Source organism: Roseisolibacter sp. H3M3-2 (assembly GCF_029211165.1).
Lineage (GTDB): Bacteria > Gemmatimonadota > Gemmatimonadetes > Gemmatimonadales > Gemmatimonadaceae > Roseisolibacter.
The window spans coordinates 1-20,684 of the sequence record NZ_JARGEK010000039.1; the positions used below are offsets into that span (position 1 = coordinate 1).

A 20,684-nucleotide genomic window follows, 5' to 3' on the forward strand; every position below is an offset into this window, starting at 1 on the left:
GCGCGCGCGCTCGCGGAGGCGGTCGCGTCGCTCGAGGGGGTGGCCGACGCGCTGGCCGGCGCGCGCCCCGGCGCCCGGCGGCGCGCCGTGCACGACCACCTGCTGGCGACGGCGGTCGCCGCCGTGATCACGCGCGAGCGCACCGTGGTGCTGTGCGCGGGCGACGGCGTGTGGGGGATCAACGGCGAGCTGCGCGTGATCCGCGCCGAGGGCAACGCGCCGGCGTACCCGGCGTACCGACTGCTGCGCGACGCGGGCGCCGCGTCGGACGTCGTGGTGTGGGACGGGCCGACCGGCGACGTCGACGCGCTGCTGCTGGCGACCGACGGCGCGGCCGAGCTGCTCGGCCGCGACGCGGCGTGCGTGCCGGGGACGGACGAGCCGGTGCTGCCGCCGGCGCGCTGGCACGAGGCGGGGCCGTTCTTCCGCAACCCGCACGCGCTCGGGCGCTACCTGGTGCGTCTCGCGCGCGACGACCAGTCCATCGACTGGGGGGCGGGCGCGGTGCGGCGCGGCAACGGGCTGCTGCGCGACGACACGACGGCGGTGGTGCTGCGACGCCGCGGCGCGGACGCCGACGACGGGAGGCGGTGACCATGCGCGTGCGCATCGGGAGGCGGACGGCCGCGCTGGACCCCTCGGCCGCGATCGGGAAGGGCGGGGAGGCCGACGTCTACGCGGTCGGCGCGGAGCTGGCCGTGAAGGTGTTCAAGGCGCCGGACCACCCGGACCTCGCGGGGCAGCCGGCGCTGCAGCAGGCGGCGCGCGTGCGGCTGGCGGAGCAGCAGGAGAAGCTGCGCGCGCTGTGCGCGCTCCCCGCGGGGCTGCCCGCGCGCGTGGTCGCGCCGGCGGAGCTCGCGCTCGACGCGCGCACCGGGCTGGTGGTCGGGTACGCGATGCCGCGCGTGCGCGACGCCGAGGTGCTGTACCGCTTCGGCGAGCCCGCCGCGCGGGCGGAGGGCGCCGGGTCGCTCCCCGGCGAGGCGACCGCCGTCGGGCTGGTCGGGCTGTTCGCCGGACTCGCGGCGACGGTGGAGCAGCTCCACGCGCGCGGCGTCGTCGTCGGGGACTTCAACGACCTGAACGTGCTCGTCACGCGCGGCGCGCGGCCCGGCGCGCTCGAGCCGCACCTGATCGACATCGACAGCGCGCAGTTCGGCGCCTACCGGTGCCGCGCGTACACGGAGCGGTTCCTGGACCCGCTGCTGTGCGACCCGGCCGGCCCGCGCCCCGCGCCCGTGCGCGCGTACGCGCCGACGGCGGACTGGTACGCGTTCGCCGCGATGCTCTTCCGGACGCTGGCGCTGGTCGACCCGTACGGCGGCGTGCTGGTGCCGGCGCGGCCCGAGGACCGGGTGCCGCACCCCGCCCGTCCGCTGCGGCGGCTCTCGGTGCTGCACGCGGCGGTGCGGCGCCCCAAGGCGGCGCGGCCGCTGGAGACGCTCGGCGACGACGCGCTGGAGGCGTTCCGGCGCGTGTTCGCCGACGACTGGCGCGGGCCGTTCCCGCTGGCGACGCTGGCGCCCGAGCGGTGGCGGCGCTGCGGCGCGTGCGGGTTGGAGCACGCGCGCTCGCGGTGTCCGCGCTGCGCCGGCGTCCCGGCCGCCGCGCAGCCGGCCGCGGTGGTCGTGCGCGGGAGCGTCACGGCGCGCACGCTCGTCCGGGCGCAGGGCGTCGGGGCGCGCGTGGTGGCGGTGGCGGTCGGCGCGGACGGCCGGCCGGCGTGGGTGGTGGAGGAGCGCGGCGAGTGGCGCCGGGAGGACGGGCGCGTGGTCGCGCGCCCCGCCGCGCTCGCACGCGCGGGCGGCCGACTGCGTGCGCTCATCGCGGGCGGCGCGACCGTGGTGGTCGGGCGCGACGGGATGGCCGCGGGCGCGGAGGACGCGCCGGTCGTCGGCGTCGACCCCGCGGGCGCCGGCGGGGACGGCGCCGCCGCGGTGGGGGGCGGGCGGCTGGCGTGGATCGACGGCGGGCTGCTCTACCGACAGGGGCCCGTCGGCCCGCAGGTGATCGGGAGCGTCCTGCGCGGGCAGACGCGACTCTGGCTCGGCCCGACCTTCGGGGTGGGCGTGTCGCGCGCCGACCGCGTCGCGGTGACCTTCGTGTTCGACGCCGCGCGCGGGGGGATCCGGGACGGCGTGCGGGTGCCGCGCGTGAGCGGCCAGGTGGTGCGCGAGCGCTGCGCCGTCGCCGCCGACCGCGCGTGGCTCGTCACCGAGGTCGTCGAGGCCGGCCGGCAGCTCGCGCGCCTCGCGGTGGTGCGGCGCGACGGGACCGTCGAGGCGAGCGCCGAGGCGGAGTCGGGCGACGGGGGCTGGCTCGCCGGGGTGCGCGCGATGGCCGCGGCGGGCCCGTGGCTGTTCGTGCTCACGGACGACGGCCTGCAGCGCGTGGCGGTGCAGGGGGGCGCGGTCGCCGTCGACGCGCGCTATCCCGACGCCGACCCGCTGCTCGGCGACGACGTGGTCGACCTCCTCGTCGGGGGCGGCGGGCTGGTGGTGGTGGGCGAGCGCGAGGTGCGGACGCTCGCGATCTGACGGCCCGCGGGCCGGGGGCGGGCGGTGCGCGGCGGGCCGCGCACCGCCCCGCCGCGTCAGGCGCGCGGCAGGTCGAACCGGTCGGCGTTCATGACCTTCGTCCACGCGGTCACGAAGTCGCCGACGAACTTCTCGTGCGCGTCGGCGCACGCGTACACCTCGGCGTGGGCGCGCAGCTCGGCGTGCGACCCGAAGATCAGGTCGACCCGCGTCGCCGTCCAGCGCGGCGCCTTCGTCGCGCGGTCGCGCCCGCGGAACAGGTTCTCCGACTCCGTCTCCTGCCACTCGGTGCGCATGTCGAGCAGGTTGACGAAGAAGTCCGTGGTCAGCGCGCCGACGCGGTCGGTGAACACGCCGTCCGTGCAGTTCGCGGCGTTGGCGCCGAGCACGCGCAGCCCGCCCACCAGCACCGTCATCTCGGGCGCGCTGAGTCCCAGCAGCTGCGCGCGGTCGACCAGCGCCTCCTCGGGCGCCATGAAGTGGAGCGCGCCCTTGCGGCGGTAGTTGCGGAAGCCGTCGGAGCGCGGCTCGAGCGGGGCGAACGACTCGGCGTCGGTCCACTCCGGCGACGCGTCCGTGCGCCCCGGCGTGAACGGCACCGTGATCGCGACGCCGGCGGCCTGCGCCGCCCGCTCGACCCCCGCGCACCCGCCGAGCACGATCAGGTCGGCCAGCGAGACCTTCTTCCCGCCGGCGGCCGACGCGTCGAACTCCGCCTTGATCGTCTCCAGCGTCTCGAGGACCTTGGCGAGCCGCGGCGGGTCGTTCACCTCCCAGCCGTTCTGCGGCGCCAGGCGGACGCGCGCGCCGTTGGCGCCGCCGCGCTTGTCGGAGTCGCGGTACGTGGACGCCGACGCCCACGCGGCGCCGACCAGCTGCGGCACCGTCAGCCCCGAGCCCAGGATCTTGGCCTTGAGCGCCGCGACGTCGGCGTCGTCGACCAGGGGGTGGTCGACGGCGGGGACGGGGTCCTGCCAGATCAGCGTCTCGGCGGGGACGAGCGGGCCGAGGTAGCGCGGCTTCGGGCCCATGTCGCGGTGCGTGAGCTTGAACCACGCGCGCGCGAACGCGTCGGCGAACTGGTCGGGGTTCTCGAGGAACCGCCGCGAGATCTTCTCGTACGCCGGGTCGAAGCGCAGCGCGAGGTCCGTCGTCAGCATCGTCGGGACGCGCTTCTTCGCCGGGTCGAACGGGTCGGGGATGTCCGCCGGCGCGTTTTTGGCCTGCCACTGCTTCGCGCCCGCGGGGCTCGTGGTGAGCTCCCACTCGTGCGCGAAGAGGTTCTCGAAGAACCGGTTGCTCCAGCGCGTGGGCGTCTGGCTCCAGATCACCTCGGGGCCGCCGGTGATCGCGTCGGCGCCGACGCCGGTCCCCCACCGGTTGCGCCAGCCGAGCCCCTGGTCGGCGATGTGCGCCGCCTCCGGCTCCGGGTCGACGAACGACGGGTCGCCCGCGCCGTGCGTCTTGCCGAAGGTGTGCCCGCCGGCGATGAGCGCGACGGTCTCCTCGTCGTTCATCGCCATGCGCGCGAACGTGTCGCGGATGTCGCGCGCTGCGGCCAGCGGGTCCGGGTTGCCGTTCGGCCCCTCGGGGTTCACGTAGATGAGCCCCATCTGCACCGCGCCGAGCGACTCGTGCAGCTGGCGCTCGCCGCTGTAGCGCTCGTCGCCGAGCCACGACCCCTCGGGGCCCCAGAAGATCTCCTCGGGCTCCCAGGTGTCGGCGCGGCCGCCGGCGAAGCCGAACGTCCGGAAGCCCATCGACTCGAGGGCGACGTTGCCGACGAGGACGTACAGGTCGGCCCACGACAGCTTGCGGCCGTACTTCTGCTTGATGGGCCAGAGGAGGCGGCGCGCCTTGTCGAGGTTCGCGTTGTCGGGCCAGCTGTTCAGCGGCGCGAAGCGCTGCTGTCCGCGGCCGGCGCCGCCGCGCCCGTCGGTGACGCGGTAGGTGCCCGCGCTGTGCCAGGCGAGGCGGATGAACAGCCCGCCGTAGTGCCCGAAGTCGGCCGGCCACCACTCCTGCGAGTCCGTCATCAGCGCGTGCAGGTCCGCGACGACGGCGTCGAGGTCGAGCGTCGCGAACTCCCTGGCGTAGTCGAAGGTCGCGCCCAGCGGGTTCGAGCGCGGCGCGTTCTGGTTCAGCCCCTCCAGCCGGAGGTTCTGCGGCCACCACTCGCGGTTCGAGTGGCCGCGGCTCCCGTTCTTCGGGGCGTTGCCGCGCGGGTCGGCGTGGCCGGCCGCGTTGCCCTGTGCGTTGCCGTGCGCCACGGGGCACTGGCCCCCTTGCTGCTGCTGCGTCTTCGGGTCGCCCTTCGCGTCCATCGTCGTCTCCTGACGGGTACGGTCTGCCGGTGCGGTGCGTCGTCGCCGCATGGTAGGCGGCGGACCGCGATCAGGGAAATCGACGGAGTATATCGGGCGATAGACGTTCTCTACCGGAGGGTCGGCGGAACGGGAGACAGTGCGCCCCCGGGAGGACCGCGTCCCGTTCTCTTGACGTCTACAGAAGCGGGCGGCACCTTCCGCGGCATGGCGACCGGACCCCTCCCACTCCGCCCGTGACCCTCCGCTCCCAGAGCGACGCGCTGCGCGGCTCGCTCGACCTGCTCGTGCTCAAGACGCTGTCGCTGCAGCCGATGCACGGCTGGGGGATCGCGCAGCGCGTGCAGCAGATCTCCGACGGGGCGCTGGAGGTCAACCAGGGCTCGCTCTACCCGGCGCTGCAGCGGCTGGAGCAGGGGGGGCTGATCACGAGCGCGTGGGGCACCACGGACAACAACCGGCGGGCGCGCTACTACGCGATCTCCGCCGCCGGGCGGCGCGCGCTGGGCGCGGAGCTGGAGAGCTGGCGCCGGTTCGCCGCGGGCCTCGAGGCCGTCCTGCGCACGACCTGAGCGCGCTGAATCCTTCCGCGCGCCGGCGCGTACTCCTCTAGACGTCGACAGAACCCGCCCGCCCCCGCGTCCACCGGAGTCGCTGCCCCATGCGTTGGATCCACGCCGCGCGCGCGCGCCTGCGCCTGCTGTTCGCCCGCCGCGCCGCGGAGGCGCGCATGGACGAGGAGTTCCGCTTCCACCTCGACATGGAGGCCGAGCGGCTGGCGCGCGCGGAGGGGCTCGCGCCCGCCGAGGCGCGGCGCCGCGCGGTCGTCGCCTTCGGCCTCGCCGAGCGCCACCGGGACGCCATGCGCGACGGCCGCGGGCTCGCGTGGCTCGACCGACTCGGCGGGCTCGCCCTCGACCTCCGGCTCGGCGGCCGGATGCTCGTGAAGTACCCCGGGCTGACGATCGTCGGCGGGCTGGCGATGGCGTTCGCCATCTGGGTCGGCGCCGTCCTCTTCGAGATGGTCATGCTGTTCGTCAGTCCCACGCTCCCGCTGCCGCAGGGCGACCGCATCGTGCACCTGCGGAACTGGGACGTGCAGGCGAACCGCGCGGAGTCGCGCGCGCTGCACGACCTCGTCGCCTGGCGCCAGGCGATGCGGTCGGTGACCGACCTGGGCGCGTGGCAGGACGTCGCGCGCAACCTGCGGGGCAGTGACGGCGAGCCCCGCCCGGTGCGGATCGCGGCCATCACCGCGTCCGGGTTCCGCGTCGCCGCGACGCCGCCGCTGCTGGGCCGCGCCATCGTGCCGGCGGACGAGGACCTCGGCGCGCCGCCGGTGGTGGTGCTCGGCCACGACGCGTGGCGGGCGCGATTCGGCGCCGACTCGGCGATCGTCGGACGGACCGTGCAGCTCGGCGACGCGTACGCGACGGTGGTCGGCGTGATGCCGGACGGCTTCCGGTTCCCCTTCGCGCACGACGCGTGGACGCCCTTCCGTCCGACCGCGCGCGACGACGCGCCGCGGCGCGGGCCGGGCATCACCATGTTCGGGCGGCTCGCCCCCGGCGCGACGCTCGACGACGCGCGCGCCGAGCTCGCGCGGCTCGGCCAGCGCGCGGCCACGGAGCTGCCGGACACGCACCGGCACCTGCGGCCCCAGGTGATGCCGTACGCGCAGCTGTTCGGCGGCGGGTCGTCGATGGCGGAGACGCTCGGGATCATGGGGCTGCTCCAGGCCTTCGTGCTGATGCTCCTCGTGCTCGTCTGCGGCAACGTGGCGCTGCTGATGTTCGCGCGGGCGGCGACGCGCGAGGGCGAGATCGTCGTGCGGAGCGCGCTCGGCGCGAGCCGGCGCCGGATCGTGGCGCAGCTGTTCGCCGAGGCGCTGGTGCTCGGCGGGGTGGCCGCCGCCGTCGGGCTCGCGGCCGCACGCGCCGCGCTGCGCCAGGTGGGGCTGCCGTTCCTGGAGGCGACCTACCGGAACGTCCCCTTCTGGATCGACCCGCGCCTCTCGCCGGCGACGGTGCTCTACGCGTGCGCGCTGACCGTGCTCGCCGCCGCGATCACCGGCGTGATGCCCGGCCTCAAGATCACGCGCGACCTCGGCTCGCGCCTGCGCGGCGGCACCGCCGGCGGCGGCACCGCGCGGTTCGGCGGCGTGTGGACGGCGGTGATCGTCGCGCAGGTCGCGGTCACCGTCGCCTTCCCGGCGATCACCCTGCTCGAGGTGCGGGAGCTGCGCCGGATCCAGACGTACGACGTCGGGTTCGCGGCCGACCGGTACCTGACGGTGCAGCTCCGCAGGGAGGCGGTGCCCGAGGCGGGGGCGGACGGTGACACGCTGATCGCCGCCGACCGCGCGCGGTTCGGGACGCTGGCCGAGGCGCTGCGGCAGCGCGTCGCGGCCGAGCCCGGGGTGGTCGGCGTCACGTTCGCGGACCGGCTGCCGCGGACGAAACGCGGCGACCACCGGGTATTCCTGGACGACTCGACGTCCATCGCCGCGGCGGGCGTCCGGCTCGGGAGGGATGCCTACCGCTACACGAAGATCGCGCGCGTGGACCCGTCGTACTTCGACGTGCTCGGGGCGCCGATCCTCGCGGGGCGGGGATTCCAGCCCGCCGACCTCGCCCCCGGCGCGCGAGTGGCGATCGTGGACCAGGGGTTCGTCGACCAGGTGCTGCTCGGGCGCGACCCGATCGGCCGGCAGCTGCGGATCAACCTCGGCACGACGCCGATCGCGGGGGCGCAGGTCGATTCGCTGCCGTTCTATCAGATCGTGGGGCTCGTGAAGGATCTCGGGATGGACGAGGCGGAGGAGCCCGACCCCGGGATCGGGCTCTACCTGCCGGCCGCGGCCGGGAGCGCCTTCACACCCCACATGCTGGTCCACACGCGGGGCGACCCGATGGCGTTCGCGTCGCGCGTCCGCGCGATCGCCGGCGCGCTGGACCCGACGCTCGAGCTCTCGGAGTTCCAGCGCATGGACCGGGTCGCGGACGACCTGGTGTGGACCTGGGAGATGTTCATGCGTGCGACGCTGGTGATGACGGGCGTCGCCCTGCTGCTCTCGCTGTCGGGCATCTACGCCGTGCTCTCCTTCACCGTCGCGCGGCGCACGCGCGAGATCGGCGTCCGCGTCGCGCTCGGCGCGAACCGGCGCACCGTCATCGCCGCGGTCTTCCGGCGGCCGCTGACGCAGGTCGGCATCGGCATCGCGGTGGGCGCCGCCCTCATCTACCTCGGCGCGGACGTCCTGTCCCGCACGGAGTTCCGGAACGCGCCGATCGCGCTCTCGCCGGGGCAGGTCGCGCTGCTCGTGGTCTACGCGGCGTTCATGCTGGGGGTGTGCCTGCTCGCGTGCGTCGTCCCGACGCGACGGGCGCTCGGCATCCAGCCGACGGAGGCGCTGCGGGACCAGTCCTGACGACGCACGCCGCGCGCGCTCACGGCCCGCCTCGCCCGCCGGCCGCGTCGAGCGCCGCCCGCACGTCGCGCCCCGTGCGCGCCACGATGTCGGGGAGCGCGTCGACGTCGGCGGGGGCGGTGTGGAAGTTCACGATGCACGCCCGCAGCAGGTACCGGCCGCGGACGACGGCGTTGGAGACGAACGCCTCGCCCGCGGTCTGCAGGCGCTCGAGGAGCGCGCGGTTGAGCGCGTCGAGGTACGCCTCGCCCTCGGGCGTCCCCACGCCCGCGCGCAGGTCGGCGGGCACGTAGCGGAACGTCGTGATGCTCAGCGACTGCGTGCCCGGCTCCAGGTCCGGGTGCGCGGCCACGCGCGCGTGCAGCCGGCGGCTCAGCGCGACGTCGTCGCCGATCATGCGCGCGTAGCCGTTCCGGCCGACCTGGCGCAGCGCGAGCCAGACCTTGAGCGCGCGGAAGCCGCGCGAGTTCTGGGGCCCGTAGTCGACGTAGTTGGTCGCCTCCTGGCCGAAGTGGTAGTACGGCGGGTGGTAGGCGAAGGCGTCGCGCAGCCGTGCGGGGTCGCGCACGAGCACGCACCCGGCCTCCAGCGGCGCGTACAGCCACTTGTGCGGGTCCACCGCCACCGAGTCGGCGAGCGCGAGCCCCGCCAGCGCGGGCGGCGCGTCGGGCGCGGCGGCGGCGAAGGCGCCGTACGCGCCGTCCACGTGGAACCAGAGCCCCTCCTCCCGGCACACCTGCGCGATCTCGGGGAGCGGGTCGACGGCGCCCGTGGCGACGGTGCCCGCGCTCCCCACCGCCAGCATCGGCAGGTCGCCCGCCGCGCGGTCGGCGGCGACCGCCGCGCGCAGCGCGCCGACGTCGAGGCGGAGCTGGTCGTCGGTCGGGAGCCACCGCACGGCGTCGGTGCCGAGCCCCGCCAGGTCGGTCGCCTTCTGCAGCCAGGTGTGCGCCTCCGCGGAGGCGTACACGCGCAGCCGCCGCGCGCCCGGCGCCGCGACGCCGGCGGCGCGCACGTCCCAGTCGGCCGCGGCGGCGCGGGCGGCGAAGAGCCCCACCATGTTGGCCATGTTGCCGCCGCTCACGAGCAGCCCGCCCCCGTCCGCGGGGTACCCGAGCAGCTCGGCGATCCAGCGCACCGTCTGCGCCTCGATCTCGGTGGCGATCGGCCCCAGGCGCCAGGAGCCGACGTTCGGGTTCACGACGGCCGCGAGCAGGTCGCCGAGCATGCCGATCGGCGCGGGGGACGACGTGATGTAGCCGAAGAAGCGCGGGTGCCCGTTGAGCAGCGAGTGCCCGAAGAGCAGCCGCGCCGTCTCGGCGAGCAGCGCCGCCGCGTCCGCGCCGTCGGCCGGCAGCGCGGCGTCGCCGCCCAGCAGCGCCCGCAGCTCGGCGGGCGACTCGTCGCGCGTGACGGGGCCGTCCGGCACGCCGCTCAGGAACGCCGCCGCCGCGTCGACCAGCTGGTGCCCCAGGCGGCGGAACTCCTCCGCGCTCATGCGCAGCGGGGCCTCGCGCGGCCCGGCGCCGTCGGGCGTGAGTGCCGCCGCTGGCGGCGCGACCTCGGTTCGCGTGGACATGGCTCGGCGCGCGTGGTGGGGGACGGTCGGGCGCGGCCGCGCGGCACCTTGGCCGCGGCCGGCGGCGTGCTCGGGGCGCGCGAATATGGCGCACGCCGGCGAGCGAGGCCAGGGAACGGCAGCCGGTCGGCGCGCGGGCGCCACGTCCGGCCCGGGCGCGCCGCGGAAGGCGGGCCGACGCGATGCGCCGCATCGTGCGAGCGCGCGCGAACGTGCGGGAGCCGCTGGTCGCGCGCGGGGCTGCCCCTCGTCGGCGCCGCCGGCGAGATTGCGCGGTCCGCGCGGACCGGGGCATGCCCGGCGCGTGTCGGGCGGGGCGGCAGGAAGGGAGGCGGCATGAGCGCGGGCGAGGTGGCGACCGGGCGACGCTCGGACGAGACGGCGGAGGACGCGGTGCAGCTCTTCGCCGGGCCCGGCGAGCTGCGGGCGCGCTGCCGCGCGCTCGACTGGGCGGCGACCCCACTCGGGCCGGTCCGCGGCTGGCCGCAGAGCCTGCGCACGGCGGTGGCGCTCTGCCTGGCGTCCGGCTTCCCCATGCTCGTGATGTGGGGGCCCGAGCTCGTGCAGCTCTACAACGACGCCTTCCGCTCGGTGCTGCAGGCCACGCACCCGGCCGGTCTCGGCCAGCGGGCGCGCGACTGCTGGCCCGAGCTGTGGGAGACGATCGGGCCGATGTACCAGGGCGTGCTCGACACGGGCGAGTCGATCTTCCTCGAGGACCAGCTCTTCACGCCCGAGCGCCGGGGCGAGCCCGGGGTGTCGGAGGAGGCGTACTTCACCTTCTCCTACAGCGCGATCCCCGACGAGGCGCACCGGCCGGCGGGGATCCTCGCGACCGTGTTCGAGACCACGCGCCACGTCCAGTCGCGCGGCGAGCGGGAACGCGCGCTCGAGCGGATGAACGCGGAGCTCCGGGCCGCCGCCGCGGAGCGCGAGCGGCTGCTGGCCGAGAGCGAGACGGCGCGCGCGCGCGTCACGGCCACGCTCGAGAGCATCGGCGACGCGTTCTAGGCCGTCGACGCCGAGTTCCGGTTCACCTACGTCAACCGCCAGGCCGAGGCGCTCTGGGGCCGGCCGCGCGAGACCCTGCTCGGCCGCCACTACTGGAGCGAGTTCCCGCAGGCGGTCGGCAGCGAGGCGTATGAGCGGCACCTCGCGGTGATGCGCGAGCGCCGACCCGCGCACTTCGAGACCGTCTCGCCCATCGTGGGCCGCTGGATCGACGTGAGCCTCTACCCGGACGCGGTGGGCGGCGGCCTCGCGTGCTACTTCCGCGACGTCGAGGACCGCAAGGCGGCCGAGGCGGCGCTGCGCGAGAGCGAGGCGCGGTTCCGGCTCATGGCCGACGCCGTCCCGCAGATCATCTGGACCACCGACAGCCAGGGGCAGAACGAGTTCTTCAACCGGCAGTGGACGGACTACACGGGGGCGGCCTACCGGGCGGGGACGGCCGCACAGGTCGCGGCGGACTTCGTGCACCCCGACGACGCGGCGGTGACGATGGAGCGGTTCGAGGCCGCGCGGCGGACCGGCGGGGTGTTCGAGGTCGAGCACCGCATCCGCTCGGCGGCGGGCGCCTACCGGTGGTTCCTGGTTCGTGCCGAGCCGTTCCGGGACCCGGCGACGGGCGAGGTCACGCGCTGGTTCGGCGCTTCCGTGGACATCGACGACCGCCGGCAGGCCGAGGCGGCGCGCGAGGCCGCGGTGCGGCGCGCGGAGGCGGCGCAGGCCGAGGCGGAGGCGGCGAACCGCGCGAAGAGCGAGTTCCTGGCCGTCATGAGCCACGAGCTGCGCACCCCGCTCAACGCGATCGGGGGCTACGCGGAGCTGATCGAGCTCGGGATCCACGGCCCGGTCACCGAGGCGCAGCGCTCGGCACTCGCGCGCATCCAGCAGAGCCAGCGGCACCTGCTCGGGCTCATCGCCGGAGTGCTCGACTACTCGCGCGTCGAGGCCGGGGTGCTCACGTACCGGATCGTCGACGTCCCGGTGGGCGAGGCGGTGGCCGAGGCGGAGACGCTGGTCGCGCCGCAGCTGCGGGCGAAGGGGCTGGGCTACGCGTGGTCCGGGGCGGCGCCCGAGCTGTGCGTGCGCGCCGACCGCGAGAAGGTGCAGCAGATCCTGCTCAACCTGCTGGGCAACGCGATCAAGTTCACGCAGCCGCGCGACGGCGTCCCGGGGCGCATCGAGGTGGCGTGCACGGTGGAGGACGGGGCGGGGGGCGAGCTCCCGCTGGTGCACCTGCACGTGCGCGACACCGGCGTGGGGATCGCCCCGGAGCAGCTCGAGCGCGTGTTCGAGCCGTTCGTGCAGGCCGACCAGCGCCTCACGCGCACGCAGGAGGGCGTGGGGCTGGGGCTGGCCATCAGCCGCGACCTCGCGCGCGGCATGGGCGGCGACCTCACCGCCGAGAGCACCTCGGGCGTGGGGAGCACGTTCAGGCTCACGCTGCCGCGCGCCTGAGGCGTCGTCGGCGCCGACCCGGCGGCGGGGTCACTGGCCCGCGTCCCGACCCGCGCGAGCGCCCGCGCCGGCACGTTCGCGGGCGCCCCGGCCGTCTGGCCTACCGGCCGACGCGCTCCCCCGGCGGGTGACGAAGTGCCGGCGAGTCGGGCCGCCGCTCGGCGGCGCCGGCGCGGGACCCGGCGGGGTCGATCTCCTCCATGTCGTACAGCATGGCCGGCGCGAGCGCCGCGACGTGCCCGTCCCACTCCGTGCGGAGCGCCACGTACGACGCCGCACCCTCACGCTCGTCGGCGACCGTCGCGATCCCCGCCTGGCGGAGCCGATCCACCGCGTCCGCATGTCGACGACGCCACCGCGCCTGCGTGCGTTCGTCGGGCTGCACCGCGTCGCCCGGCGAGTCGTGCGTCACGAAGTTCTCCTCGAGCGACGTGAGGAGCAGCAGCGACACGCGCCGGAGCTGGGCCACGGCGGCGGACCGCCGGAGCCACCCGTACTCGTCGTCGCTCAGCGCGCTCCCGGTGAGCGTCGCCGTGTCCAGCGCGAGCAGGGTGATGCGCGACACCTCGTAGAACGGCTCCTGGAAGCGGAAGTAGAAGAGCACCGGGTAGTGATGGTGCGCCTCCTTCACCTGGGTGAGCTGCGTGGCCACCTCCGACAGGTTGTTGTACCCGCCGCTGAACTGCCCGTCGGGGCCGAGCCGCGCCAGCAGCTCGGCGGCGTCGGCCGTCTCGCCGGACTGCGCGTGGAGCTGCAGCCCGAGCGCGTTGCGCCGCTGCAGCGCGCCGTAGACCTGCATGAGGTACGTCAGCGTCAGCGACACCACCGCCGTACCGACGAGCGAGAGGAACAGGTAGACGAGCCGCCACCCGCTCGTCTGCGGCGAGAACTCGCTCGACCCGGTGATCGCCAGGCTGGTCCCGCCGGCGTAGAGGGCGGCCACGAAGTCCGTCGGCGTCGGACCCTCGGAGACGCGGACGCCGCTGCCGAGCGCGGGATGGATGAGGAGCGCGGCGCCGAGCGTCAGCCCCAGCGTCCAGACGACGACGAACGCGACCAGGATGATCGGCCCGCAGAACGCCAGCACCGCGCCACGTCGGCGGCCGAACGGCGCCGCGACACCGCGCATCGCGCGCCAGACGAGCCGCGCGATCCACGGGCTGACGAGGCCGGTCCCGATCCGGGCGTAGAGCACGGTCAGGAATACGTCGAGCAGGAATAACAGCAGGATGCCGACGCCGAGCGCCTGTTCCAGGGGGGCCGTCACGCGGACCCGCTCCGCGGCGTCCCGCGCTCGGCATGCACCTCGCGCTCGGCGGCGCACCAGTCCTCGACGTCGCTGCCGGGGCCGTCGCCCCGCGCCGCGTAGCGATCGAACGCCCGGCGACGGATCTCCGCGTCGATCTCCGACACGGCGGCGCTCCCCGTCGCGCTTGCCGACGGGCCGGCTTCCTCAGCGCCCGGCGGCCGCTCCGCCGCCTGGTGGCCGTCGGCCGTCTGGCGAGCCGCCCGTCGTCGTTCGTCGCTCGTCTGGCGCATCGCGCATCCTCCTGGCGTCCGTCCGTCGTGACGATCGCCGGGCACTCTAGCGCGCGGGCGTCGCGATCGTTGCCGGGGATCCGGGAACCGGTGGCTCCGAGTTGCCCGGCACGGACCGCGGCTTCGCGGTTTCCCGGTAGCGACGTCGCCGCCCGTCGTCGATACTTCCGTCGACGGAAGCCCGGACCCCGGTCGAGTACCGGCCGGTCCGGACGGGGCGTGAGACTCGGAGTGGCGCTGTCATGACCACGCATGGACGGGACGCCGACGGCGGCCCCGCGCACGTCCTGGCGCAGCTGGGGGCGGCTCTCGCGGCGCGATCGTACGCGGTCCGCGGCGTCCCCGTCCGGGACGAGACCATCCGCGTCATCCTCGTCGACGATCACACGTTGATCCGCGAGGGCGTGCGCGTGCTGCTCCAGGCGGCCCCAGACATCGTCGTCGTCGGGGAGGCGGAGTGCCGCGACGCGGCGCTGGAGCTCGCGCGTCGCGTGGTGCCGGACGTGGTCGTCCTCGACCTCGACATGCCGGGCGGGGACGGCGAGTCGGCGCTCGCGGAGCTGCGGCGCCAGGTGCCGGAGGCGCACGTCCTCATCCTCACGATGTACCCCGAGCAGACGCGGCTCGTGCCGCTGCTCGCGGGCGGGGCGCGCGGCTACCTCACCAAGGCGGCGGCGTCGCGCGAGCTGGTCGAGGCCATCCGCGTGGTCGCCGCGGGGGAGGTGTACGTGCGGCCCGCGGTCGCCCGGCTGCTGGCGGCCGCGGTGTCGCCGCACGGCACGGCCGTGACGGCGCACGAGCGGTTCCGGACGCTGAGCGACCGCGAGGCGACGGTGCTCCGCCTCGTCGCCGAGGGGTACAGCGGCGCCGAGATCGCGCGCCAGCTCGGCGTGAGCACCAAGACCGTGGACGCCTACAAGCACCGCATCCACGACAAGCTCGGGCTGCAGCACCGCACCGAGTACGTGCGGTTCGCGATCGAGGCGGAGATCCTCGGCGCGTAGCGCTCGGCGCGTAGCGCCCTCAGGGCGCCCGGCGCTCGGGCAGGATCGCGCCGGGCAGCACGAGCCGCACCGCGGTGCCCGCGCCGGGGGTCGACGCGATCGTCAGCTCGCCGCCGGCAGCCGTCGCCAGCCCGCGCACGAGCGCCAGCCCGAGGCCGGTGGAGTCCCCCCGCGGCTTCGTGCTGAAGTACGGCTCGGTACACCGGCGGAGGACGTCGGCCGTCATCCCCGGCCCGTCGTCGGTGACGTCGATCGCGACCGTCGACGGGCGGGGCCCGGGCTCCACGTGGACGCCGACCCGGCCGGCCGCCCGCCCGCGCAGCGCGTCCGCCGCGTTCTGCACCACGTTGAACACCGCCTGCGTCAGGCCGGTGCGGCCCATCGCCACCCAGCTCTCGGTGGCCGGCATGCGACTCTCGAACGCGACGCCGCGGGGCAGCACGTTCTGCAGGAGCCGGCCGACGTCCGCCCACCACGTCCCGAGCTCCGTCGGCTCGGCGAGGCGCGTGTCGGCGGGGTCGGCGGCGAGGAGCCGCAGACCGCCCGAGAGCCGCTGGAGGTACGCCACGCAGCTCGCGATGCCGACGACGTGCTCGCGCAGCTCGGCCGGCAGCGCCGCCCGCTCCAGCAGCTGCAGCCGCGCCTCCAGCGGGAGCAGCAGGTTGCCGAGGTCGTGCCCGAGCCCCGCGGCGAGCGTGCCGAGCGACGCCATGCGCTCCGAGGCGCGCAGCCGCTCGTTCGCCCGGTCCAGCGCGTCGGTGCGCTCGCTCACCAGCCGCTCGAGGCGGTCGCCGCGGTCCGCGAGCGCGTCCCGCGCGAGCTTCATCCGCGTCACGTCGCGCAGCACGACGCTGGCGCCGAGCGAACGCCCGGCGGCGTCGCGCAGCGCCGTCGCGACCCCCATCGCGAAGAAGCGTCGCCCGCCGCCGGCGACCATCCAGCGCTCGTCCTGGACGGCATGCCCGCCGGCGATCCGCCGTCGGTACCGACGCGGCACCCCGTCGGCGCGGTCCTCCGGCGTGAACAGCGCGGCCAGGTCGAGGCCCACGAACTCGTCGCGCGCGTAGCCGAGCACGTGCTGGCAGCCCTCGTTCCACGTCGTGATCACGCCGCGCGCGTCCGTGGAGAAGATGGCGTAGTCGCGCACCTGGGAGACGAGGGCGCGGTAGCGCTCCTCGCTCTCGCGGACGGCCTCCTCGGCCTGCGTGCGCTCGATCCAGTCCGCGGCCTGGCGGGCCAGAAGGTCGACGACGCGGAGGTGGCGCTCCGCCGGGCGGCCGCGCTCGCGGTAGTGCGTCGAGAGCACGCCGACGAGGCGCCCGGAGCGCGTGATCAGCGGCGTCGACTGCACGGCGCGCACGCCCGCCGCGCGCGCGACGTCCTCCACCACCACGCGCTCGCCGGTCCGCGCGGCCTCCGTCGAGGCGGTGCGCACGCCGCGCAGGTGCCGGAAGCGCTCCCGGAAGGCCGCGTCGAAGCCGCGGCTCGCGACGAGCGTGAGCCCGACGCCGTCGGGGTCGAGGAGTTGGATGACGCCGCGCTCGGCGCCCGTGATGGTGATCGCGGCGTCGACGATCTCCTCGAGCAGCGGCGTCCCGCCCTCGGCGCCGACGAGGCGCGTGCTCACCTCCTGGCGGCGTGCCATCGCCGCCAGCTCCGCGGCGAGTGTCCGCTCGCTCGCCCGCAGCGCCTCGTCCGAGCGCACGCGCTCGGTGATGTCCTGTACCATCGACAGCAGCGCGACGACTTCCCCGTCGGCGCCGCGGAGCGGCGTGTTGTGCCACTCGCAGACGATGATCCCGCCGTCGCGCGTGACGTTCTCGTTCACCGAGTGCGCCGCCATGTCGCCGGCCGCGAGGCGGTGCAGGATCCCGTCGAGCGGCGGGCGCGCGCCGCCCGGGAGCAGGAGCGTGGGCCCGTCCTGGCCGAGGGCCTCCTCGCGCCGGTGGCCGAAGATCGCCTCCGCCGCCGGGTTCCAGTCGACGATGCGGTGCTCCGCGTCGAACACGATGCACGCGAGCGGCACGCGCTCGAACTGCAGCCGCAGCCGCGCGAGAGCGGCGTCGCGCTCGCGCTGCAGGCGCCGCTGGGACTCCTCCGACCGCTTCTGGGCGGTGACGTCGCGGAAGAAGCAGGCCAGGCCCCCGTCGGGCAGGGGGTCGAGCCGGAAGGCGTACCAGCGGTCGCGCGACGCCCAGTGGTGCTCGAAGTCGACCGGGACGCGCTCGGCCATCGCCCGCCGCATCTGCCCCGCGGCGGCGCGGTCGCGGCGCTCCGGGCACGGCTCGTCCCAGAAGTCCCCGCCGATCATCCGCTCCGGATCCGTCCCCGCATCCGCGTACACGCGTCGCGCGGCCCGGTTGAGGTAGAGCACGCGCCAGTCCGGCGAGAAGATCTGGCAGGCCTCCCTGATGCTGTCGAGCGGATCGTGGTGCGGCACGGCCGCCGCGTCCCCGCCCGCGCGGCCGTCCGTGCTCTCGTGCTCGCCCGGGCTACGTGCGCTCCCGGCGGTCTCGGCGTGGTGCACGACGGCGGTCTCCGCGGCGATCGGCGGGGCTGTGGTTCCACGATGGTATCCCAACCATTGCAACGCTGGCGTGCGGCACGTCGCGCGCCACCGGCCTGTCGGGCAACCGCGAACCACGCGCCTCGCGGTCGCCCGGCAGCGCGCGCAGGGGGGGGCGCATAGGCTCCCGGGTCCGGGCGGCGCCGCGGTGTGCCGCCGTCGCGCGACGCCCCGCCGCCGACGCAGACGACGCCGCCTCAGGACTCGCAGGAGGGCTACGAGATGTTCGACAGCCAGGAGCTCGACGGGGTGCGCATCGCCGTGCTGGCGGCGGACGGCGTCGAGCAGGTCGAGGTGACGCGGCCGGTCAGGGCGCTCGAGCGGCACGGCGCGGAGATCGAGATCGTGTCGCTCCGCCCGGGGTCGATCCGGGCGATGAACCTGCTCTACCCGGGGAAGAAGCTCCGCGTCGATCGGACGGTCGTCACCGCAGACCCCGAGCGCTACGACGGCCTCCACATCCCCGGCGGGTTCATCAACCCGGACTTCGTGCGACAGAGCGAGCACGCGCTCGAGTTCGTGCAGGCGTTAGAGGCCGACGGCAAGCCGATCTCGACGATCTGCCACGGCCCGTGGGTGCTCGTGTCGGCGGGGCTCGTCCGCGGGCGGCGCCTCACGTCGTGGCCGGGCATCAAGGACGACGTGCGCAACGCGGGCGGCGTGTGGGTCGACTCCGAGGTCGTGCGCGACGGCAACTGGGTGTCCAGCCGCGGCCCGCAGGACCTGCACGCCTTCGACAAGGCGATCGTCGAGCACTTCGCCCGGCGCGCCGGCCGCTCGGGCCACGCGACGCGGGCGGTGTCGGGCGACGGATCGTGGCAGCGCTTCCTCGCCGGCGGCGTCGCGGCGGCGACGGTCGGCTACGTGGCGCGGCAGGCGTGGCGAGGGCGGTGAACGAGGCGGCACCCACTCCGGAGGGACCGATGGCAGCGCGACACGACGACGGCGAGGGGCTCGCGAGGGCGCTCGGGTGGTTCAGCATCGGGCTGGGCGTCGCGCAGCTGGCGGCCCCGCGGCGCATGAACCGGATGGTCGGCGTCGCCCCCGACCGAAAGAGCACGGCGACGATGCGCGCGATCGGCGTGCGCGAGATCGCGGCCGGCGTGGGCCTCCTGACGCGGCCCCGGCCCGCGGAGTGGGCCTGGGCGCGGGTCGCCGGCGACGCGATGGACCTCGCGCTGGTCGGCGACGCGATGACCTCGGACGACAGCGACCGTCCCCGGGCGGCGACCACGCTGGCCGCGCTGCTCGGGATCACCGCGCTCGACGTGTACTGCGCCCGGCGCCTCACCACGACACGGAGAGAACCGATGACGACGGCAGCCGACGCGAAGCAGCACCACGGCATGCGCGTGAGGAAGAGCGTCACCGTGAACCGGCCGGCCGACGAGGTCTACGCCTTCTGGCGGAACCTCGAGAACCTGCCGCGCTTCATGAAGCACCTCGAGTCGGTGCAGGTGACCGGCGGCGGGCGGTCGCACTGGAAGGCGAACGCCCCGGCCGGGACGAGCGTCGAGTGGGACGCGGAGACCACGGAGGACCGGCCGAACGAGCGGATCGCGTGGCGCTCGGTCGACGGCGCCGACGTGCCCAACGCGGGGGTGGTGCGGTTCGTCCCGGCGGCGGGCGGGCGCGGCACCGAGATCCACGTGGACCTGCGCTACGACCCGCCCGCGGGCAAGCTGGGCGCCCTCGTCGCGAAGCTGTTCGGCGACGAGCCGGGCCAGCAGGTGGACGGCGACCTGCGCCGCTTCAAGCAGGTGCTGGAGGTCGGGGAGGTCCTCTACTCGGAGGCGTCGATCGCCAGCGGGCTGCATCCGGCCCACCCGCCCGAGGGACCGGCGCCCCAGCTGTACGACCGCGAGGACACGATCCTCGCCGAGCGGTCGGCCGACGCGGCGGCCACGACGTCGAGCAACCTGGACCGCGCCTCGAGCACGCCGCCCGGCGAGCCCCGCCCGTCCAGCGCGATGCCGCGCGCCTGACCCGCCCAACCACAGGAGGATGACATGAAGGCGAACTGCTGGATGGGCACGCAGCACGTCGAGGTCCGCGACGTCCCCGATCCCCAGATCCTCAACCAGCGCGACTGCATCGTGAAGATCACGAGCACCGCCATCTGCGGGTCGGACCTCCACCTCTACAACGGCTTCATGCCGACGATGGAGAAGGGGGACATCCTCGGCCACGAGTTCATGGGCGAGGTGGTCGAGGTGGGGCGCGCGGTGAAGAACCTCCGGGTCGGCGACCGCGTCGTCGTCCCCTTCACGATCTCCTGCGGGGTGTGCAACGCCTGCCGCGCCGAGGCGTACTCGTGCTGCGAGAACTCGAACCCGATCCCGCAGGTCTCCGAGGCCCTCGTCGGCCACCCGCTGTGCGGCTTCTTCGGCTACTCGCGGCTGACGGGCGGGTTCGCGGGCGGGCAGGCGCAGTACGCGCGCGTGCCGTACGCCGACGTGGGGCCGCTCAAGATCGAGAACGGCTTCACGGACGAGCAGGTGCTCTTCCTGTCGGACATCCTGCCCACCGGCTACATGGCGGCGGAGATGTGCGACATCCAGCCGGGCGACGTGGTCGCGGTGTGGGGGGCGGGGCCGGTGGGGCTGTTCGCGATGGCCAGCGCGAAGCTGCTGGGCGCCGAGCGCGTGATCGCGATCGACCGCTTCGACTACCGGCTGCAGCGGGCCACGTCGCGGGCCGGCGCGACCGACGTGATCAACTACGAGCAGCTCGACGGCACCACCGTCGTCGACGCGCTGAAGGAGCTGACCGGCGGCCGCGGCCCCGACAAGTGCATCGACGCGGTGGGGATGGAGGCGCACGCGCCGGGGCTGGCCTACGCCTACGACCGCACGAAGCAGGCGCTCAAGCTCGAGGTCGACCGACCGATCGCGGTCCGCGAGGCGATCCTGGCGTGCCGCAGCGGCGGCACGGTCTCGATCATCGGCGTCTATGGCGGCATGGTGGACAAGTTCCCGCTGGGCGCCCTGATGAACCGCGCGATCACGATCAAGACCGGGCAGACGCACGTGCCGCGCTACATGAAGCCCCTGCTCGGCCGCATCGAGCGCGGGGAGATCGACCCGACGATGGTCATCAGCCACGTCCTCCCGCTGGCCGACGCGCCGAAGGGGTACGACATGTTCGTCAACAAGAAGGACGGCTGCGAGAAGGTCGTGTTGAAGGCCTAGAGCAGATCACGGCGCGGCGTAGCGGCCGTAGCCGCAGTGGCGGAAGTAGCC

General features: G+C 75.3%; 14 protein-coding genes and 1 pseudogene. 10 read left to right on the forward strand and 5 right to left on the reverse strand.

The annotated features are described in order from the left end of the window. Both PYV61_RS05625 and PYV61_RS05630 read left to right on the forward strand, forming a co-directional pair. Positions 1–594 (forward strand): protein phosphatase 2C domain-containing protein (locus PYV61_RS05625; protein ID WP_275829171.1); only part of this gene is annotated, 594 nt, incomplete at its 5' end. 2 nt (positions 595–596) lie between these two features. Continuing rightward, positions 597–2,537 (forward strand): hypothetical protein, encoded by a 1,941-nt coding sequence (locus PYV61_RS05630; RefSeq protein WP_275829173.1) that lies wholly within the window; start codon positions 597–599, stop codon positions 2,535–2,537. 56 nt (positions 2,538–2,593) lie between these two features. On the opposite strand, the gene katG is transcribed toward PYV61_RS05630, so the two are convergent. Continuing rightward, positions 2,594–4,861 (reverse strand): catalase/peroxidase HPI, encoded by a 2,268-nt coding sequence (katG, locus tag PYV61_RS05635; protein ID WP_275829175.1) that lies wholly within the window; start codon positions 4,859–4,861, stop codon positions 2,594–2,596. Between the two features lie 236 nt (positions 4,862–5,097). Between katG and PYV61_RS05640 the strand changes: the two genes are divergently transcribed. Next, positions 5,098–5,433: a PadR family transcriptional regulator gene (locus tag PYV61_RS05640; RefSeq protein WP_275829191.1), complete on the forward strand. Its 336-nt coding sequence runs from the start codon at positions 5,098–5,100 to the stop codon at positions 5,431–5,433. Positions 5,434–5,522: 89 nt separating this feature from the next. Next, a complete protein-coding gene (locus tag PYV61_RS05645) occupies positions 5,523–8,291 on the forward strand; it encodes an ABC transporter permease (RefSeq protein ID WP_275829193.1) in 2,769 nt (922 codons plus the stop codon). Positions 8,292–8,310: 19 nt separating this feature from the next. Here the strand turns inward: PYV61_RS05645 and PYV61_RS05650 are convergent, their stop codons facing one another. Further along, positions 8,311–9,870, reverse strand: coding sequence for an aminotransferase class V-fold PLP-dependent enzyme (locus PYV61_RS05650; RefSeq protein ID WP_275829195.1), 1,560 nt, complete (start codon positions 9,868–9,870; stop codon positions 8,311–8,313). Positions 9,871–10,206: 336 nt separating this feature from the next. Here PYV61_RS05650 and PYV61_RS05655 point away from each other — a divergent pair, with 336 nt between their 5' ends. Together PYV61_RS05655 and PYV61_RS26595 are read left to right on the forward strand one after the other, a co-directional pair. After that, positions 10,207–10,881, forward strand: a complete 675-nt coding sequence (locus PYV61_RS05655) for a PAS domain-containing protein (RefSeq protein ID WP_275829198.1) — start codon at positions 10,207–10,209, stop codon at positions 10,879–10,881. Between the two features lie 15 nt (positions 10,882–10,896). Further along, a pseudogene (locus PYV61_RS26595) lies at positions 10,897–12,333 on the forward strand (ATP-binding protein); the annotation flags it as partial. A 100-nt stretch (positions 12,334–12,433) separates the two neighbouring features. Here the strand turns inward: PYV61_RS26595 and PYV61_RS05670 are convergent. Both PYV61_RS05670 and PYV61_RS05675 read right to left on the reverse strand, forming a co-directional pair. Further along, a complete protein-coding gene (locus PYV61_RS05670; RefSeq protein ID WP_275829200.1) occupies positions 12,434–13,600 on the reverse strand; it encodes a hypothetical protein in 1,167 nt (388 codons plus the stop codon). Then, entirely contained in the window at positions 13,597–13,872 is a 276-nt protein-coding gene (locus PYV61_RS05675; RefSeq protein ID WP_275829202.1) for a DUF2934 domain-containing protein, read from the reverse strand. The genes PYV61_RS05670 and PYV61_RS05675 overlap by 4 nt, the downstream gene beginning before the upstream one ends. Before the next feature lie 242 nt (positions 13,873–14,114). Between PYV61_RS05675 and PYV61_RS05680 the strand changes: the two genes are divergently transcribed. Beyond that, positions 14,115–14,876, forward strand: a complete 762-nt coding sequence (locus PYV61_RS05680; protein ID WP_275829203.1) for a response regulator transcription factor — start codon at positions 14,115–14,117, stop codon at positions 14,874–14,876. 19 nt (positions 14,877–14,895) lie between these two features. On the opposite strand, the gene PYV61_RS05685 is transcribed toward PYV61_RS05680, so the two are convergent. Further along, complete coding sequence (locus PYV61_RS05685) at positions 14,896–17,403, reverse strand: PAS domain S-box protein (RefSeq protein ID WP_275829205.1); 2,508 nt, start codon at positions 17,401–17,403, stop codon at positions 14,896–14,898. A 189-nt stretch (positions 17,404–17,592) separates the two neighbouring features. Between PYV61_RS05685 and PYV61_RS05690 the strand changes: the two genes are divergently transcribed. Genes PYV61_RS05690 through PYV61_RS05700 form a run of 3 tightly spaced genes read left to right on the forward strand, consistent with a single transcriptional unit; the run spans position 17,593 to position 20,633 of the window. After that, a complete protein-coding gene (locus PYV61_RS05690) occupies positions 17,593–18,336 on the forward strand; it encodes a type 1 glutamine amidotransferase domain-containing protein (RefSeq protein ID WP_275829207.1) in 744 nt (247 codons plus the stop codon). Between the two features lie 29 nt (positions 18,337–18,365). Further along, a complete protein-coding gene (locus PYV61_RS05695) occupies positions 18,366–19,427 on the forward strand; it encodes an SRPBCC family protein (RefSeq protein WP_275829209.1) in 1,062 nt (353 codons plus the stop codon). Positions 19,428–19,451: 24 nt separating this feature from the next. Next, on the forward strand, positions 19,452–20,633 hold the full coding sequence (locus PYV61_RS05700; protein ID WP_275829211.1) for a zinc-dependent alcohol dehydrogenase: 1,182 nt from the start codon (positions 19,452–19,454) through the stop codon (positions 20,631–20,633). The last annotated feature ends 51 nt before the right edge of the window (positions 20,634–20,684 follow it).